A 17,656-nucleotide genomic window follows, 5' to 3' on the forward strand; every position below is an offset into this window, starting at 1 on the left:
AACTGCGTAGGAATTGGTCCATATCACCAGCCGCAGACTCCGCAGCCAGAGCGCGTGCGGCTTCCACCGCATAAAGTGCGCGGCGGCCCTTGCTTTCGGGCGTCACGGGCACGTCAAATTGCGGACGATCCAAGAGGGTGAGCGCTTCGGTATCGGCCAGCACAGTTACCGCCTTGTGGGCTTCGCCCACTTCGCCGCGCTCAAACGGCTGATCATCGATGAAAACAAAGGAATCGAGGCCCAGATTGAGGGTTTCGGCTATCCGGGCCAAGGCCGCGCTTTTGGGGCCCCAACTGATCTGTGGGGCGAGCATGTAGTCGAGAAGGCCATGATGGGCGAGGGCGGCCACCGCCTCATCATGGTTATTCTTGCTGGCAACCGATTGGAGGATCCCGCGCGCATCGAGGGCTTCGATCATCTCGCGAATGCCCGGCTTCACCACCACGCCCTCTGGCCCATCTTCGACCAGAATGCCGTCCCAGATCGTATGGTCGAGGTCCCAGATCACGACTTTGGCTTTGGCAGCGGGCGTGCTGGGGGCAGAGGGAGGTGCGATTGATTGGGCCGCCTTGGCCCAAGTCACAAAATCACACAGGCCGAACAGCACTTCCAGACCTTCGGCTTCGCCGACAGGCTCGATCTGAACGAGACAATCTTGGGCGAGGTCGATGGTGCGCGCAATATCTGCGACCGGGATCGAGACGCGAGTCCAGTCTGCGTTCAACGAAAACTGGCTCTGAAACAAAGCGGGGCTAGCCTTGTCGACCGGGACAAAGGTCAAGGTGAAAGAGATCGTCTCGGCAGAAAGGGCGGCACCCTCGATCATAAACGCGTCGAATTCGCCGGGCGCTTTTTGTCCTAACGCCTGATGCTTGGCGGTGCGTGCGCGGGCTTCGCGCCGGGCCAAGAAAGCCAAGCCAAGGCCGAGAGCCGGTTGCAGCGCTTGTTCTAGGTTTGCCGCGTCTGCTTTTTCGAGCGCGCCAACCGGCCCGCGTCCTTCCAGCTTGCCCCAGCGGCGGAAAGCGATCCGGGTTAAGGGGGTTTTGTTGGCTGACCCGGTATCGATGGTTTCCATGCCATGGGCAAAACGGCGGCAATGGCCATCTGGGCGTGGGGTATAGAAGCTGCAGGCGGTATAGCAGGTGGGCGCGGCACATTCAGAGCAATGTTCGCCCCACACGATCATGCTGCGGTCTTGGATCAGATCGAAGGTGGTCGCGCGGGCGTCGGCCATAGCTTCAGGCAGCCGCATTCGGGCCTGAGCACTATCCAACGCCACCGTCTCTTTCATCACCAAACCCCTTTGTAAGTCGTCTATCAGCTTGGCCTTAAAAAACCATTTTCCGCTCCAGTTCCGCACTGCCTGCAACAGGGCATGCATTTTGACTTCATATGTGCTAGGGAAGGCTTCAAGTTTCTGAAAGGCCAAGACCCTGTCGTCCGAACTAAGTGATACTCAAAATCCTGATCTGAAAGACATCATCCTCGCATCTTTGGATGACGACCAAGCAGAAGATGTGCTGTGCATTGATTTAACAGGCAAAAGCTCCATCGCAGACGCGATTATCGTCGCCTCTGGCCGCTCGCAGCGCCATGTCGCCGCGATCGCAGACCATATTGTGCGCAAGCTGAAAGATGCGGGCGTTGGCAAGGCGCGCGTTGAAGGTCTGCCCAATGCTGATTGGGTGTTGATTGATGCTGGCGATATCGTCGCCCACATCTTCCGGCCCGAAGTGCGCGCCTTTTATGCGATTGAGCGTATTTGGACCGGGGAAACCCGCCACGCGGCAGGTGCTGCTTGAATGTGACTTTGGCTGCCATTGGGCGGCTTAAGGCACAAGAACCCGAACAAGCGATGACGTTGGACTGGCTCGGCCGTGCCGATGCCATGGGTAAGCCGTTGGGCATCAAATCCGTTCGCTTGGCTGAGGTCGACCCGCGTCTGCGCGAGCCTGACCGTGACAAAGAGGCTGCGGCCTTGTTGGCGGCGATTGAGACAGGCAGTTTCATCATCGCGCTGGATGAACGCGGCGAAGCGCCGGGCTCCGTCGGCTTTGCCAATCGCTTGGCCAGCCTGCGCGATCAAGGCCAACGCCACATTGTGTTGGCCATTGGTGGACCTGATGGACACGGCAAAGCCCTGACCGAAGCTGCCTCGATGAAGCTGGCCTTTGGCTCTTGGACTTGGCCACACAAGCTCGTACGGGCCATGGCGGCAGAGCAGATTTATCGCGCTGTCTCTATCCTTGCAGGGACGCCGTATCACCGCGTCTAGAGCCCAAAGCGGCCCTGTAACACTGAGGTGACCGCCGCCCCAAATCTGGCTATCTCTGCAGGCATGCGCAGACTTCGAACGATCCTGCTGTTGTGTGTGACGCTGGGCGCAGCCATGCCGGTCTACGGCCAAAGCTCCGCCGAGCAGGAGTTGAAGCGCTTGGAAGCCGAACGTCAACGGCGGGAAGAGCGGGTCGGTACCCTTGTCGATGATGCCAATCGCGTCGCAGGCGATGCAGAAGCTTTGCGGAAAAAACTCGTCGCGGCTGCGGAAGACCGCGACCGTCTCGAACGCGAAGTGGAGCGTTCCGAAGTGCGCCTGATCCAGATGCGCGCGCAGGAAAAGCAATTAAATACAAAACTCGCCAGCAATCGCGATGCTTTAGAAGATGTCGTGATTGCCTTGATCGCGATGGAGCGCGACCGCCCACCGGCCCTAGCTGTGCGGCCCAAAAATGCCGCCGAAGCTGCCCGTGTCGCCATTTTGATGGGCGAAATTGCCCCAATGCTAGATGATCGCGCCAAGCAAGCTGCGGCCGATATTGCCAAGCTGCAGGGTCTTCGCGAGTCGATCCTGATGCAAAATACCAGCTACCGTGACAGCAACACCCGTTTGATGATCGCGCGTCAGACGATCGGTTCCTTGATCCAAGAACGACGCATGGTGCAGGCCCGTATCATGCGCGATGCCGACACAGAGCGGGCGCGGATTTCTGAGATTGTGCGGCGCGCCAATGATTTGCGTGACTTGGTGATCCGGCTCGGCGGCTCGGTCCCGGGACTTGACCCCCAGCAACAACAGGACGGCTCCGACTTCGCGCGCGGTTTTGACCGTGCGATGGGCACAGTGTCCTATCCGGCTAATGGCCAAGTTGTCACAGGGTTTGGGGCTGCATTGGAAAGTGGCGGGCGGTCCGAAGGCATCACCATCCGAACCCGTCGTTCGGCGCAAGTCGTGTCCCCCTATGATGGCGAAGTAGAGTTTGCGGGCCCCTTCCGTTCGTATGGACGGGTGATGATTTTGAATGTTGGAAACGGCTATCACATTGTTTTAGCTGGCATGGCGACGATTTATGCCGAGGCTGGCCAAGAAGTTTTAGCAGGCGAACCGATTGGTGAAATGGCGACGGATAGTCGCATTGTGCCCGATCTTTATATGGAAGTGCGCAAGCAAAGCACACCGCAAAACCCCAATCTGTGGCTTAAGAGGCCAAACGGCACGTAAGTGCGCCTGTTTACGGTGGTCCGACTGTAGATTAAATCACCGCAATCAACTGTGGTAGGTGGTGCTTAACCACTTTGCTTGAACTATATAGACGATACAAGTTTGTTGAAGATCTCATGGCCTTAGCCACTCGGAGTAGCCGCTTATGACAGATTCCCAAAAGACACAGCGCTGGTGGATTGCGCCAGTCTTGGCCGGGACATTGGGACTGGGTGCCGCTTTGGGCGCTACGGCGGTTGCGTGGTCGGCTGGTGGGCGCCCGGACAATGCGGCACCTGCGGCAAAGGGTGAGGACACGCTGCGTCAGTTAGAGATTTTCGCCGATGTGATGGCGCGCGTGCGCACCGATTATGTTGTGCCGACTAAGGACGATAAATTGGTGGCTGCCGCCATTGATGGCATGCTGCAATCCCTCGACCCGCATTCGAGCTTTCTTGACGCTGAAGCCTTCAATAATATGCAGGTCTCCACCAAGGGTGAATATGGCGGTATCGGCATTGAAGTGACCAGCGAAGACGGCGCGGTGAAAGTGATCTCGCCGATGGATGATAGCCCGGCTGTCCGCGCAGGCATCAAGGCTGGCGATAAGCTGATAGCGGTGGATGGCGCGTCAATCCTTGGCTTGCCACTCGATGAAGCTGTAAAGAAAATGCGCGGCCCCGTTGGAACCTCGATTGACGTCACGGTTGCGCGCGAGGGCCAAGAGCCGTTCGTTGCCAAAGTGATGCGCGAGACCATCGTGCTGAAGCCTGTGACCAGCAAGATTCAAGGCGATTACGGCTATATCCGTATCTCCACCTTTGTGAATGAGCGCACGTCGGAAGGGCTCAACAAAGCAATTGACGACATCCAGCGCCAATTGGGTGGCCGCCTAAAGGGTATTGTGCTCGACATGCGCAATAATGGCGGTGGTCTTTTGGATCAAGCGATTGAAGTGACGGATGTCTTTATGGATCGCGGCGAAGTCGTCTCCACCCGTGGTCGCCGCGCTGACGATATCCAGCGCTATTATGGCACGCCAGGTGAGCGTTTGGCCGGTGTGCCGATGGTGGTCTTGATCAATGAAGGCACGGCTTCTGCATCTGAAATTGTTGCCGGTGCGTTGCAGGATCGCGGTCGTGCGACGATTGTTGGGACCGCGTCCTTCGGCAAGGGCTCTGTCCAGACGGTCATTCCCTTGCGCAATGGTCGGGATGGTGCGTTGCGTCTGACGACGTCCAAATATTACACCCCAGCGGGTCGCTCGATCCAAGGTGCGGGCATTGAACCCGATATTGAGATCAGCGCCGTACGCATCACCGAAGAGCAATTGAAAGAGCGTAAGGCGCTGTTCCAAGGTGAGGAAGATCTTCCCCATGCGCTCGACAATGAAAGTGGCGTCAAGCGCAAGCCCCCGCACATGCCTGCGGAAATGCCACCTGTCGGCTGGAAGGAAACCGAGGATTATCAGTTGAAGCGCGCCTATGAATTGCTGACCGCTGGCCTGCCAAAGCGCACCCCTGCAATCACGACGCGCCGCGCGGAAAACAAGCCCGCTGACGGTTCGCGTTCGCCCGTGTCCGGGGCTCCTGTCACGCCAAACTAAGGGCGGCAGAGGCATGGTGGCAAAGCTAGCCCAATTAAGCCTGCCATCTGGGCGCAGTGTTGAAGCCTGCTTTACCGGCCGTCGTGGTGCCAAGCGCTTGACGATGCGCGTCGACCCAATCAAGCGGCGCTTGGTGGTGAGTGGCCCGTTGCGCGTCTCCCAAAAGCAGGCCTTAGGCTTTGTGCAAGAGAATGCTGCTTGGATCGAGGCGCGCTTGGATGCGCTGCCCGCACCAGCGCCCTTTGTTGAAGGGGGTGAGATTCTGTTTCGCGGTCGTCCCACCCAATTGGTGCGCGTGGCCGGACGTGGGGCACCGGTTTTTCAAGATGGGGTTGAACCGCGTTTGGTGATTGCCGCCACACCCGCCCGTTTTAGTGCGCGGGTCGCCGTGGCCCTCAAAGCTTTTGCGCAATCGGATGCCGTGAATTATGCGGACGTTTTTGCCCCACGCCTTGGCAAGGAAGCGACCTCCATTGCGCTGCGCGACACGCGGTCCCGCTGGGGGTCGTGTACCTCGCGCGGCGATATCATGCTGTCATGGCGTTTGATTGGTGCCCCGCCAAAAGTGTTCGAATATGTCGTCGCCCATGAGATGGCGCATTTGCTGGAACTCAATCACTCGCCCGCCTTCTGGGCCCATGTGACGCGCCTCATGCCCGACTGGAAGCCAGCCCGTGCTTGGCTCAAAAGCCAAGGCGGCCAGCTTCAAGCGCTCGGCGCCTAATTGAAACTTTGCGCACCTAGCCGAATTCGGCTGCTGCCGAGAGCACTCGGTAGGGCGGACGGCCAAGGGCGGCAAAGCCAATCGCCACGCCAGCCAGCGCGAAGACCGTAACCGCGCCGCCGACAATGGAACCAACCAAGCCTAGATTCAGTAACCAGTCGGCCTCCAACACCTGGATGACGATTACATAGGCGGCACCTAGGCCAAGGCCTGCACCAATCAGCGCCGCAATCAAGCCCGCACAGGCCTGTTCAATCGCCATCGCGCCGACAATGCGAGCCCGACTGGCCCCAAGGCTTTTCAGGATCGCCGCTTCATAGAGCCGCCTGCGACTGCCCGCCGCCAAGGCCCCGGCGACAGCAGCGCCACCTGCGGCCAGAGCGACAGCGGCAATCGCCTGAATGGCGATGGCGAGGCTTTCAAACAAATCGCCCGCCGCGGCCAAAGCATCGCGCACGCGCACAATGCCGACGGCGGGAAAATCCTTGGCCATCGCCTTGGTCATTTGCGCCTCTTCGTCTCGTGAAAGACGCGCTATGGCGAAGTGGCGGAATTGTGCGCCTTCAAAGGCACCGGGGGCGAAGACGACAGCGAAGTTCGCGCCAAAGCCACCCCAATCGACTTCGCGCAGGTTTTCAACTTTGGCCTCAATCTCGCGTCCCGAGACCAAGATGCCAATCGTATCACCAACTTTGGCCCCAATGCCTTCGGCGGCTTCGGACTCAAGGCTGACTTTGGCCTCAAACGGATCATTATAGTCCACAGGCCACCACGTACCTGCCGTCAACTTCGCACCTTCCGGCTGCTTGGCCTGCCAGGTGGAGCCGATTTCTTGTTCAACAAACCAGCGCTCGGACGGCTTGACCTTCTCGACATCGATCTCTTGACCATTGAGCGAGATCACCCGGATCGTCATGACGGGCGTGCGCGCGTAATCCTCTGGTTTCAGACGGGGAACGGTCGCTTTGACCAAGGCGTCGAACTCAAGCGCCTTCAGATCGGGGATCTCGGTATAAGCCACGCTGGGGGCCTTAGCGGGGGCGGTATCGCGCACTTGCGCGACCAAATTGGACTGGATTTGCCCGAGCGCTACCAGCAGGGCGAGGCCTAGACCCAAAGCAGGTGCCGCAGCGGGGGCAAGCGAACCAGGACCGCCGAGAGCTGCAAGCCCCAATCCCCAAGCCCCACCAGGTCGAGGGGCGCGATGGGCGATAACTTGTGCAGCTTTTCCTAAGCCATAGAAAGCCAGCCAGCCAAGACCTGCGCCAATCGCCAATAAGATTGCCATCACGGGATCGGGGCTCGTCAGCGCGAACAGGCTTGCGAGCGCCACAAGGCCAATCATGGCCGCGATACGCTCCACGATGGGCGTCGGGCTATCGCCAACGCCACCGCGCAGCAAATGGGAAGGCGGTGTCGCGCGTGCGGCACCCAAGGGGGGCGCGGCAAAGGCAAAAGCACACAACAGGCCAATCCCAGCGGCAGAGGCCAAAGGCTTTGGAAACAAGGTCAGCTCAATCGGGATGGGCAGGGCACTACCATAAGCCCAAGACGTCAAGAAGGGCGCGGCCCCGCCGATCACGACACCCAAGAGGGCACCCAAAAGTGCCAAGCACAAAATCTGTAGGCCATAGGCCAGACGTACATCCCCGCCTGATGCACCCATGGCTTTAAGAATGGCGATCGAGCCGCGCCGGGTTTGTAAATGCCCGCGTACGGCACCAGCTACGCCTAAGCCCCCGGCCAAAAGGGCGGCAAAGCCAACGCACGACAGAAAGAGTTCAACCCGGTCGAGTGCGCGATCAAACCCTTCCGCCGAGCGAGACTTATCCCGCAAGGAAGCTTTATCAGCCGGAAAAGCCTTGTCGAAGGCGGCCTTGGTGGCGGGCGCCGCAACTGCATCTTTCAGCTTCACCCGAAGTGCCGAGGAAAAAAGGGCGCCGGGTTGGGCGAGATTGAGGGGCTTAAGCGCCGCCGTGGACACCATCAGTCGCGGCGAAAAGGCGAAGCCGCGACCGAGCGCATCTGGTTCTTTCAACAAGACCGCGCGGATTTGTACCTTGCCATAAGGAAGCGCGATCTCATCGCCCACTTTCAGCTTGAACGCATCCAGCAAGGCCTGTTCGGCGACGGCACCCCAGACACCATTTTTTTCAGCCAACAGGCCCTGCAAAGGCTGTTGTGGGGCTAGGGTGACACTGCCCTCAAGCGGGTGGACTTGATCGACCGCGCGTAATTGGATCAGTCGCCTAACCTCACCGGACGTCCCCATCGTATTGCTATCAATAGCCAATGATGTGGTGCCGCGCGCATTGAAGAAGGTGAGTTGTTCTGGGCTTGGCGTGCGCTGCCGCAAGTTTAGGACAAAGTCGCCACCTAAAATGCGCCGTTGCTCAGCATCCAAGCCGGATCGAAAGGCTTGGGCCATACTGCCCGCTGCGGCAATCGCGGCGACGCCAATGGCCAGACAGACGAGAAACAGGCGGAACCCTTTAATGCCGCTGCGCAGCTCTGCCACCGCAATGTTGAACGCATAGGACCAGCGCGTCACGAAGCGACCTTCCCATCTTCAAGGCGCACAATCCGGTCGCAAGCGGCAGCGAGGCTGGCTTCATGGGTGACCAGTACCAAAGCCGCGCCTTGGCTGCGCGCGGCATCAAATAACAGGTCACGAACCGATTGGCCGGCGGCTTGGTCCAGATTGCCGGTCGGCTCATCTGCAAAGATCAATTTGGGTTGGATCACGGTGGCACGCGCCACGGCGACGCGCTGTTGTTCGCCACCCGACAACTGGCTTGGATAATGTTTGAGCCGATGGCTGAGGCCCACTTTCTCCAGCGCGGCAGCGGCCGCGTCGCGCGCCGTCTTGCCGGTTGAAATGTCGGCGGTCTCCAGCGCGGTCGCGACATTCTCCAGCGCCGTCATATTGGGCAGGAGGTGGAAGGCTTGAAACACAATGCCAATGCGTCCGCGCCGCACGGCGGCCAATTGGTCTTCATTCAGACCAACAAGCTCAGTGCCCAACAGCTTGACCGAGCCACCACTGGCAGGCTCCAACCCGGTTGAGACCGCCAACAGGCTGGACTTGCCAGAGCCTGATCGGCCAGTGATCGCCACAATCTCGCCAGCCCTTATCTCGCCATCGATCCCTTTGAGGATATGGACGGGGCCGTCCGCGCCGGGCAGCGACAGGGTTACGTTGTGAAGCGAGAGGACAATATCATTTTGGGTCATAGACTGCACATAATCTAGAAAGGGGCTGTCGCAATGGGTGCGAAGGCTTAAATAAGCGTCATGTTGCACTTGCCACCGTTTTTCACCACCCGTCGAGCTTTTGTGACCCTCAGCGCTGCAATGGTGCTGACGGGCAAGGAGGCTGCCGCTCAAGCCGGCAAAGCGGCGCGACCCAAGCCCTTTACCATTGTCGCTTTTGGCGATTCCTTGACGGCAGGGCTGGGCGTGAAGCGCAGCGAAGCCTTTCCGGCCCGTCTTGAGGCGCGTTTAAAGACCGCGGGCTATGAATTGCGTATCGCCAATGCCGGCCTGTCCGGCGACACGACGGCAGGGGCTCTCGCGCGGTTTGATTTCGCCGTGCCGCGCGGGACGGACGCCGTGCTCTTGGCGATTGGGGCCAATGACATGCTGCAAGGGCGCAGCCCGGAAGACGCCAAGAAGAATATTGATGCAATGATCGCGCGGGCAAAGGCACGCGGCTTGAAAGTCGCACTGCTCGGCATGCGGGCACCCAGCAATTGGGGGGCGGATTATCGGGCGCGGTTTGACGCCATTTACCCAAGTCTTGCCCGCAAACATAACATCCCGCTCGACCCCTTTGTGTTGGAAGGCGTGGCCCTTAACCCGACGCTCAACCAAGCCGATGGCATCCATCCAAACCCTGTGGGGGCCGACCGGATTGCTGCCCGCCTTGTGCCCTTTGTGGCAAAATCATTTGGTCTAAAGCCCAAGCGCCCCTAAACCCTGCTCGCCGCTACAAGGAACTCACGCCATGATCATGAAACCTCTCGGCCGCACTGGCCAGTCCGTCCCGCTGATTTGCCTCGGCACCATGACCTATGGCGAGCAAAATACCGAAGCCGAAGGCCATGCCCAAATGGACTATGCTTTTGAGCGCGGTATCAATTTCTTTGACACGGCAGAGCTTTACGCCATTCCTCCGCGCCCAGAAACCAGCGGCGCGACTGAGCGGATCATTGGTACCTGGATGAAGGCACGCGGCACCCGCGATAAGATTTTCTTGGCTTCGAAAGTGGCTGGCCGCTCGCCGATGAATTGGTTCCGCGACTCGGGCGAAGGCTCCCGCGTCAATAAGGCCAACATCGATGAAGCGATTGAGAAGAGCCTGAAGCGCCTGCAGACCGACTATCTCGACCTCTATCAGATCCATTGGCCCGACCGCCGCGTGAACATGTTCGGCGGCTGGAGCTATCGCGATTACAAGGATGACTATACCGCCTTTGAAGAGGTGTTGGCCGCTCTAGACCCTTGGGTCCAGAAGGGTGCGATCCGCCATATTGGCGTGTCGAACGAGACCGCTTGGGGCGTGATGCGCTTTGTCGAAGAGGCCGAGTGCAATGGTCTCCCGCGCATCGCAACCATCCAGAACGCCTATAATCTCGTCAATCGCACGTTTGAAACCGGCCTTGCCGAAGTTTCCATGCGCGAAAATGTTGGCCTACTGGCCTATTCGCCTTTGGCGCAGGGCTATTTGACTGGCAAATATCTGGGCGGCGCGCGTCCGCCCGGTGCCCGCACGACCTTGTTTGAGCGCGGTCAGCGTTATCAGGGGCCGGGGGCAGAGCCTGCGATCAAGTCCTATATGGAATTGGCTGCCGCCCATGACATGACACCGGTGCAATTGGCGCTGAAGTTCTGCGCCACGCGGGAATTCATGACGTCGGTCATTATCGGGGCGACGACGATGGACCAATTGAGCCATGCGATTGATGCGTTCGACAAGCCTTGGACGCCAGAGCTTGAGGCCGCTGTCGAGACCCTGCACTCGACCATCCCCAATCCCTGCCCCTAAGATCAGCTAATTCCATGCTGCGCCTCTTTGTTGCCTTGCCCTTGCCCGACGCGATTGCTGACGCCGTGCAGAAAACCCAAAGCGGGCTGGAGCGGGCCTCATGGAGCAAGCGGGATAATTTGCATATCACCTTGCGCTTTGTTGGCGAGGTAGATGAAGCCCAAGCCACCGACTTAGATTTGGCTTTGGCCGATATCCGCGTCGCACCCTTTGAATTGGCACTGCAGGGCTCTGGCTTCTTCGGCAATTCAAAGCCCCATGCGGCTTGGATGGGCGTCGGCCCAAATGAGGCGTTGAACCACTTGCAACGGGCGTGTGAACGGGCTTGTCGACAAGTGGGTCTAGACCCCGATACCCGCGCTTACACCCCCCATGTCACCACGTGCTATCTGCAAGATGGCCATAGTTTGGAGGCGGTCGTTGCCTATCAAGCCCGCCATAATTTGTTCAAAGCAGGGCCATGGACGGCTGACCGCTTTTACTTGTACGCCAGCCACATCACGAAAAAGGGCTCAAACCTTTATGGGGTTGAGGCGGAATATCCGTTGATTGGCTAGAGCAGGATTCGTTTCGACAGAAACGATGGAGCCTGCGACCTCTAAAAACGAGAGCAGGATTCGTTTCGACAGAAACGATGGAGCCTGCGACCTCTAAAAACGAGAGCAGGATTCGTTTCGACAGAAACGATGGAGCCTGCGGCCTTTAAAAACTAGAGCAGGATTCGTTTCGATAGAAACGATGGAGCCTGCGACCTCTAAAGAAACGCCCCAATTTGCCACGGCACGAATTCTTCGTCACCAAGGCCCAAGGCTTCTGACTGGGTAAGCTTGCCAGAGGCGGTTTCGATCAACGCTTCAAAAATGCGTGCGCCTGCAGCCTCAATGCTTTCGCCCGATAGGATGGGCGAGCAATCAATATCCATATCCTCATCCATATGGCGGGCGAGGGCTTGGTTGGAGGCCAGTTTCAAGCATGGGCTGGGTTTAGAGCCAAACACGCTGCCGCGCCCGGTGGTAAAGGCGATCAGGTTTGCGCCAGAAGCAATCTGGCCTGTTGCACTGCAGGGGTCATAGCCGGGGCTATCCATGAAGACAAAGCCCTTTTCGGTGATGGCTTGCCCATAGCGATAAACGGCATTGAGCGGCGTGGAACCACTTTTGGCTACCGCGCCCAAAGACTTTTCCAATATGGTGGTGAGGCCGCCTGCCTTATTGCCGGGTGAGGGGTTGTTATCGAGGCTGGCCCCATGCTTGCCGACATAATCTTCCCACCAAGCCAATCGGTCCTTCAGGGCTTGCGCGACTTCGGCATTCTTCGCACGTTGGAGCAGAAGATATTCCGCACCATAGATTTCTGGCGTTTCAGACAGGATGGCGGTGCCGCCATGGGCCACCAACAGGTCGCTGGCAGCGCCTAAGGCCGGGTTTGCCGTCACGCCAGACCAACCGTCTGACCCGCCGCATTGTAGGCCAAGGGTCAAGGCGCTGACAGGGGCGGTCGTGCGGCGGGCGTGATTGGCTTCTTGCACCAGCTCTTGCACCAGTCCGCGCCCATGCTCGATGGCTCTGGCGGTGCCGCCGACGTCTTGAATGGTGAAGGTTTGCAGGCGGTCTGAGCGGGTCAGGCCCATGTCTTGGACCAGTCTGACTAACTGATTGACCTCGCACCCCAGCCCGATGATGACGACGGAATGGAAATTGGCATGGCGGGCATAGCCGGCCAAGGTGCGCTGAAGATTTTCAACCCCGTCCCCCGTGCTGGCGGTGCCGCAGCCAGTTGTGTGGGTGAAGGCCGCGACGCCATCGACATGGACGAACTCTGCCATGCGGTCTTCATGGAAAAACGCGGCAATGCGTTTGGCTACCGTCGCTGAGCAATTCACCGAAGTCAGAACCCCGATATAATTGCGCGTGCCGACTTGGCCATCAGGACGATGATAGCCCTCAAAGCTGCGCGGGGTCACGACGGGCGGGCCGGCCTTTAAGTCACTCCCGATTATCGCTTCTTGGCTGCTCGCGACAAAGCCCAGATTGTGGCTGTGGACATGGGCACCGGCCTCCATGTTTTGCAAGGCTTGGCCGATGATGGCCCCATATTTAACGATGGCCTTACCTGCCTCAATCCGGCGCAACGCGACTTTGTGGCCAGCGGCAATGGGTTCAAGCGCGCAGATATCGCCAAGGCCCAGTGCGTCACCTGCCGCCAAGGGCGCTAAGGCAATGCCGACATCATCGGCATCCGTCAGGCGTAAGACTTTCATCGCGCAGCTTCTTTCTGGACAAGGGCTTCAACAGTTGCGCATGCGCCATGTTTTAGGAGTGCGTCTAGCGCTGCGCCGACCGCGTCTACAAAACGGGGATCACTAGGCAGTTTTGGGCCAAAGACGGCCTCAAGGGAGCATAGGCTTGCAGCCTTTTCAAACCCGGTTTGGCCCTTGTGATAAAGCGCCCTTGTTTTGGCCGCCAAGGGGTCTTGCACCTCAAAGGGCTGGTCCTGTTCGTCGACGCCCGCTTGCCAGCGCATCCAGCCTGCCACGCCGAGCGCGAGGCAGGCAAAGTCTTGCCCGCGCGATATTCTCGCTTCAATCGTTGCCAACAAGCGTTGCGGCAATTTTTGCGAGCCATCCATGGCGATCTGATAGGTCTTATGCATCAAAGCGGCATTCTTAAACCGCTGCTTTAGGTCGCTGCGATAGGCCGCCAACTTAAGGCCAGGTGGCGGGGTCAGTGTGCTTTGTGCTTCATCTTGGAGACGGTCAACAAAACGCTCAAAGGCGGGATTGGCCATGGTTTGATCGACGGTTTGGTAGCCCGCCAAATTGCCGAGATAGGCAAGGGCAGAGTGTGCGCCATTTAACAGGCGCAGCTTGGCCATTTCCCAAGGTGCGACGTCATCTGTGAATTGCGCACCGGCCAATTCCCACTGCGGTCGTTCTCCCGCAAACTGATCCTCAATCACCCATTGCGAGAAGGGTTCTGTTTTGACCAAGCCCAAATCTTGGACGCCAAAGCGCGCTTCAAACTGGGCAAGATCGTCAGACGTGGTGGCCGGAACGATGCGGTCAACCATGCTGGCGGGGAACGCGCCGTAGCGCTCGATCCAATCGGCGAGGGCGGGGTCTTGCGCGCGGGCAAAGTCCAGCACCGCTTGTTTCAGTCTGCCGCCATTGTCAGGCAGATTATCGCAGGACAGAGCGGTGAAGGGGCTCATACCACGCACCTTGCGGGCTGCTAAGGCTGCGACCAACAGACCGGGGGCCGTGGCGGGCGCATCTGGTCGCGCGAAATCGGCGGCAATGGCCTTGTCCTGCATCTGAAGCGCCCCAGTGGCCGGATCAAGGTGATAGCCTTTTTCGGTAATTGTCAGCGTCACGATATGGACGTCCGGTGCGGCCATGGCCTCGACCAAGGCAGTGGGATTCTGTGGTGCGACAAGGATTTTTTGGATCGCGCCGATGATGCTTGCCCGGCTTTCGGCACCTTCGCGGACGAGGCAGGTAAAAAGCCCATCTTGCGGATTAAGCTGTTCAGCCACTTGTGGGCTGCGCAAGCTCGCGCCCACAATCCCCCAACGCAGGTCGCCCGCTGTCAGGCAAGCTTCGGTATAGACTGCTTGATGCGCACGGTGGAATGCGCCGACACCCAGATGCACTTGGCCCACGCGCACCGCCCGTCGATCATAGGCAGGCCCTTCTAGGCCCTGTGGGAGATGGGTGTCTGAAAGCCGCGTCATCTCACAACCGATAGGCTTCTTTGGCGAGCCGATAGGCGAGGTCATAGGCAATTTCAGCCGCCTCATCGGCCTCTAGACGATGGTCAGACACCAATTGCGCCAGCCACGCACAATCCATGCGGCGAGCAACATCGTGGCGCGCGGGAATGGACAGGAAGGCCCGCGTATCGTCGTTAAAGCCGACGGTGTTGTAAAAGCCTGCGGTCTCGGTCGTCATCTCTCGGAAGCGCCGCATGCCTTCGGGGCTATCATGAAACCACCAAGCAGGCCCAAGTTTCAAGGCAGGGTAATGCCCTGCCAGTGGGGCCAGTTCGCGGGCATAAGTGCTTTCGTCCAAGGTAAAGACAATGACCGATAGGCGCGGATCATTCCCATAGCGATCCAGCAAGGGCTTTAAGTCGCGGACATAATCGGTGCGGGTTGGAATATCGCTGCCCTTATCGCGACCAAAGCGGGTAAAGACGCCCGCATTATGGTTGCGATAGCTGCCCGGATGGATTTGCATGACGAGACCGTCTTCAAGGCTCATGCCCGCCATTTCGACCAACATATGGGCGCGGAAGGTTTCAGCGTAGTCTGCGGACACGACCCCCTGGGTCACTCGCGCGAACAGGGTGGTCGCCTCCTCCTCACTCAGGCACGCGGTCTTTGCTGTCGGATGGCCATGATCGGTAGAGGTCGCGCCATGGGCTCTGAAATAGGCGCGGCGGTCGCGAAGGGCTGCGAGATAACCCGCATAAGTCAACGCGTCTTGGCCTGTGATCTCTGACAAGGTGCGCAGATTATCGACAAAGCCCTCATAGTCCGGGTCGAGCACAGGGTCGGGGCGGAAGGCCGTGATGACGCGGCCTTTCCAGCCAGAGCTGCCGATCGCTTGGTGATGCTCCAACAGGTCGAGCGGGCTTTCGGTTGTGGCGATGACTTCGATGTTGAAGCGCTCAAACAAAGCGCGCGGCAGGAAGTCGTCTTGGGCAAGCTTCTCAGCCATCACATCGTAATAGTGGTCGGCTGTATCTGGGCCTAGGCGGACTGTTAGGCCAAAGACGTGTGAATAGACCCAGTCATGCCAGAGGCGCGATGGGGTGCCGCGGAAGCGCCAATAGTTTTCAGCAAATAGACGCCAAATCTTGCGCGGGTCTGTCTCGGTCCAGCCACCATCGGCCCGCGGCACGCCTAAGCGCTCCATCGGCATGCCTTGGCTGTAGAGCATGCGAAACACATAATGGTCGGGCGTAATCAGAAGCTCTGCTGGATTGGTAAAGGGCGCATTGGTCGCAAACCAAGAGGGATCGGTATGGCCGTGCGGGCTGATGATCGGCAGGTCTTTGACAGTCTCATACAGCTTACGCGCCATCTGGCGTTGGGTGGCGTCCGAGGAAAAGAGGCGGTCGGGATGCAGGCTTAAAGCAGAGGCAGAAGGGCGGGGCATAAAGGTCATGATCAGGTTGGCAGTCCGCGATAGGTGAAATGATGGAAATTGGCGGCACCCGTGCCGCTGACGTAAAGGGCAGGCTTCAAGCTTAAAAAGTCGCCATCGGTATTGTGATGATAGCCAGAGACTTCCATCTGGACTTGGAATTTCGTCCAAGCCTTGCCGTCGAGACTATGGTGGATGGTCACAATATGGCGGTCATTGCGGAGACGCAGGAAGAGCGTTTGGGCAAGGCCAACTGGCGCGCGGGACCGGCGTTGGCGGCCATAGCGGTGCATGATCAGGCCGTTGCCGTCAAAGCCAAGGCCCGCATAAAGCCGCTTGGAGTAAAACAGGAGGAGGCCAGCTTCCGCCCCCGGTTCCAAGGTAATCTTCGTCTCCACCTCATAGGCCAAATCACCCGCGATCACGCTTAAGGGCGAGGAATTGGATGGACTGGTGCCTTTTGCCGTTAGTCGCAGACCTTGCGGGCCGATTTGAAAGCGGCGGGCTTCGTCTCGGGCTGGCTCATAGAAAGACCAGCGCGTGCCCAAATGATTGCCCGAAAAGTCATCCGAGAGCGACTTGCCATGCGGGCTTATGGGGCGCTTGACGGGCTTTGGCAGAGGTTGCGACAGGTCCCCGCCAGCAGCCAATGGCCAACCATCCTTGGTCCAGCGGACGGGGTCGAGCAGCATTTGCCGACCCAACGTCCAAAACCCATTCTCATAACCATGATAGGCCATCCACCACGACCCATCTGGCACCTGGATCAAGGTCGCATGGCCGCGCGACCACCATTTTTCTTCCGCAGACCAAGTCCGCACGATTGGATTATGCGGGCAATCCTCCCAAGGGCCGCCCAAGTCCTTCGCCCGTGCAACGATTACCATATGGCCGGTGGGTGGGCCAGCCGTGCCACCGACTGCGGTAATCATATACCAATAAGCGCCGCGCTTAGTGATTTTTGGCCCCTCGGGGGAGAAGCTCTCAACCGTCCAGTCGTCAGGATAGCGCCAAGGGTCATAGACATGTTCAACAGGGCCGGCGGTTGAAAGGCCATCGGCTGACAGTGCGACACGGTCGCCACCGCTCAAGAACAGCCAGCGCTTCCCAGCCTCATCTGCCACATGGTCGGGATCAATATGGGCAGGGAGTTTCAGATCAATCGGCTCGCTCCATGGCCCCTCGATGCGGTCGGCATGGATGACAAAGATGGAGCGATAATCTGACGTACGGGCCGGAATATAGAGATAGAAGCGGCCATCATGCTGGGCCAGTGCGGGTGCCCAGACTGAACCAATATAGGTCTTAAGGGCTGCGGTGACAGGGGCCCAATTTACCAAGTCTTTCGACTGCCAGATGACAAGTCCTGGATAGGCCTCAAAACTTGAGAAAGTGAGATAGAAGGTGTCACCGACCCGGATCAGAGCGGGGTCTGGATGGTCGCCGGGGAAGACGGGGTTTAGAAAGCGGCCATTGCCAAGATCGGCACGCCTTTGGCCATCAAAGCCTGTCGCCCATTTCTGCTTGCGCCACGCGGCACCATGGGGCGAGAGGAGGCCTTCCTTTTGAGGGGCGGCCAAAAGACCTGACGGGGACACGGCTGAACTGGCAATCAGCCCAAACGTGCCCCCGATCAGGTCCCTGCGGTCCAC

The 17,656-nt window shown here is 58.9% G+C and carries 15 protein-coding genes; 8 read left to right on the plus strand and 7 right to left on the minus strand.

What is annotated here, in order from left to right:
• On the minus strand, positions 1-1,291 hold a 1,291-nt coding region (locus ACOVRA_RS12880; RefSeq protein ID WP_421720648.1), incomplete at its 3' end, for an HAD-IIIC family phosphatase.
• Positions 1,292-1,481: 190 nt separating this feature from the next.
• On the opposite strand from ACOVRA_RS12880, the gene rsfS reads away from it, so the two are divergent.
• From rsfS to ACOVRA_RS12905, 5 genes are all read left to right on the plus strand, one after another.
• Entirely contained in the window at positions 1,482-1,802 is a 321-nt protein-coding gene (gene rsfS / locus ACOVRA_RS12885) for a ribosome silencing factor (protein WP_367117183.1), read from the plus strand.
• Between the two features lie 2 nt (positions 1,803-1,804).
• On the plus strand, positions 1,805-2,275 hold the full coding sequence (locus tag ACOVRA_RS12890) for a 23S rRNA (pseudouridine(1915)-N(3))-methyltransferase RlmH (RefSeq protein WP_421720684.1): 471 nt from the start codon (positions 1,805-1,807) through the stop codon (positions 2,273-2,275).
• A gap of 63 nt (positions 2,276-2,338) precedes the next feature.
• Positions 2,339-3,499: a murein hydrolase activator EnvC family protein gene (locus tag ACOVRA_RS12895; protein ID WP_421720650.1), complete on the plus strand. Its 1,161-nt coding sequence runs from the start codon at positions 2,339-2,341 to the stop codon at positions 3,497-3,499.
• Between the two features lie 145 nt (positions 3,500-3,644).
• Positions 3,645-5,084 carry a S41 family peptidase gene (locus ACOVRA_RS12900; protein ID WP_421720651.1) on the plus strand — a complete coding sequence of 480 codons (1,440 nt, stop codon included), beginning with the start codon at positions 3,645-3,647 and terminating at the stop codon, positions 5,082-5,084.
• A gap of 13 nt (positions 5,085-5,097) precedes the next feature.
• Positions 5,098-5,808 (plus strand): M48 family metallopeptidase, encoded by a 711-nt coding sequence (locus tag ACOVRA_RS12905; protein ID WP_421720652.1) that lies wholly within the window; start codon positions 5,098-5,100, stop codon positions 5,806-5,808.
• Positions 5,809-5,824: 16 nt separating this feature from the next.
• Here ACOVRA_RS12905 and ACOVRA_RS12910 read toward each other — a convergent pair whose 3' ends face one another.
• Positions 5,825-8,359 carry an ABC transporter permease gene (locus tag ACOVRA_RS12910; RefSeq protein WP_421720654.1) on the minus strand — a complete coding sequence of 845 codons (2,535 nt, stop codon included), beginning with the start codon at positions 8,357-8,359 and terminating at the stop codon, positions 5,825-5,827.
• Positions 8,356-9,042, minus strand: coding sequence for an ABC transporter ATP-binding protein (locus ACOVRA_RS12915; RefSeq protein WP_290805028.1), 687 nt, complete (start codon positions 9,040-9,042; stop codon positions 8,356-8,358). Before ACOVRA_RS12915 ends, ACOVRA_RS12910 begins: the two co-directional genes overlap by 4 nt.
• A 60-nt stretch (positions 9,043-9,102) precedes the next feature.
• Between ACOVRA_RS12915 and ACOVRA_RS12920 the strand changes: the two genes are divergently transcribed.
• The 3 genes from ACOVRA_RS12920 to thpR are packed head-to-tail and all read left to right on the plus strand — an operon-like array spanning position 9,103 to position 11,412.
• Complete coding sequence (locus tag ACOVRA_RS12920) at positions 9,103-9,783, plus strand: arylesterase (RefSeq protein WP_421720655.1); 681 nt, start codon at positions 9,103-9,105, stop codon at positions 9,781-9,783.
• A 31-nt stretch (positions 9,784-9,814) separates the two neighbouring features.
• Positions 9,815-10,855: an aldo/keto reductase gene (locus ACOVRA_RS12925; protein WP_421720656.1), complete on the plus strand. Its 1,041-nt coding sequence runs from the start codon at positions 9,815-9,817 to the stop codon at positions 10,853-10,855.
• A gap of 14 nt (positions 10,856-10,869) precedes the next feature.
• On the plus strand, positions 10,870-11,412 hold the full coding sequence (thpR, locus tag ACOVRA_RS12930) for an RNA 2',3'-cyclic phosphodiesterase (RefSeq protein WP_421720657.1): 543 nt from the start codon (positions 10,870-10,872) through the stop codon (positions 11,410-11,412).
• Positions 11,413-11,609: 197 nt separating this feature from the next.
• Here thpR and ACOVRA_RS12935 read toward each other — a convergent pair whose 3' ends face one another.
• Genes ACOVRA_RS12935 through ACOVRA_RS12950 form a run of 4 tightly spaced genes read right to left on the minus strand, consistent with a single transcriptional unit; the run spans position 11,610 to position 17,656 of the window.
• On the minus strand, positions 11,610-13,115 hold the full coding sequence (locus ACOVRA_RS12935; protein ID WP_421720658.1) for a UxaA family hydrolase: 1,506 nt from the start codon (positions 13,113-13,115) through the stop codon (positions 11,610-11,612).
• Positions 13,112-14,632 carry a mannitol dehydrogenase family protein gene (locus tag ACOVRA_RS12940; protein ID WP_421720659.1) on the minus strand — a complete coding sequence of 507 codons (1,521 nt, stop codon included), beginning with the start codon at positions 14,630-14,632 and terminating at the stop codon, positions 13,112-13,114. Before ACOVRA_RS12940 ends, ACOVRA_RS12935 begins: the two co-directional genes overlap by 4 nt.
• Positions 14,589-16,016, minus strand: a complete 1,428-nt coding sequence (gene uxaC, locus ACOVRA_RS12945; protein ID WP_421720685.1) for a glucuronate isomerase — start codon at positions 16,014-16,016, stop codon at positions 14,589-14,591. The genes ACOVRA_RS12940 and uxaC overlap by 44 nt, the downstream gene beginning before the upstream one ends.
• Before the next feature lie 11 nt (positions 16,017-16,027).
• Positions 16,028-17,656: a family 43 glycosylhydrolase gene (locus ACOVRA_RS12950; protein WP_421720661.1), complete on the minus strand. Its 1,629-nt coding sequence runs from the start codon at positions 17,654-17,656 to the stop codon at positions 16,028-16,030.

The organism is Aquidulcibacter sp., from assembly GCF_049239865.1.
GTDB lineage: Bacteria > Pseudomonadota > Alphaproteobacteria > Caulobacterales > Aquidulcibacteraceae > Aquidulcibacter.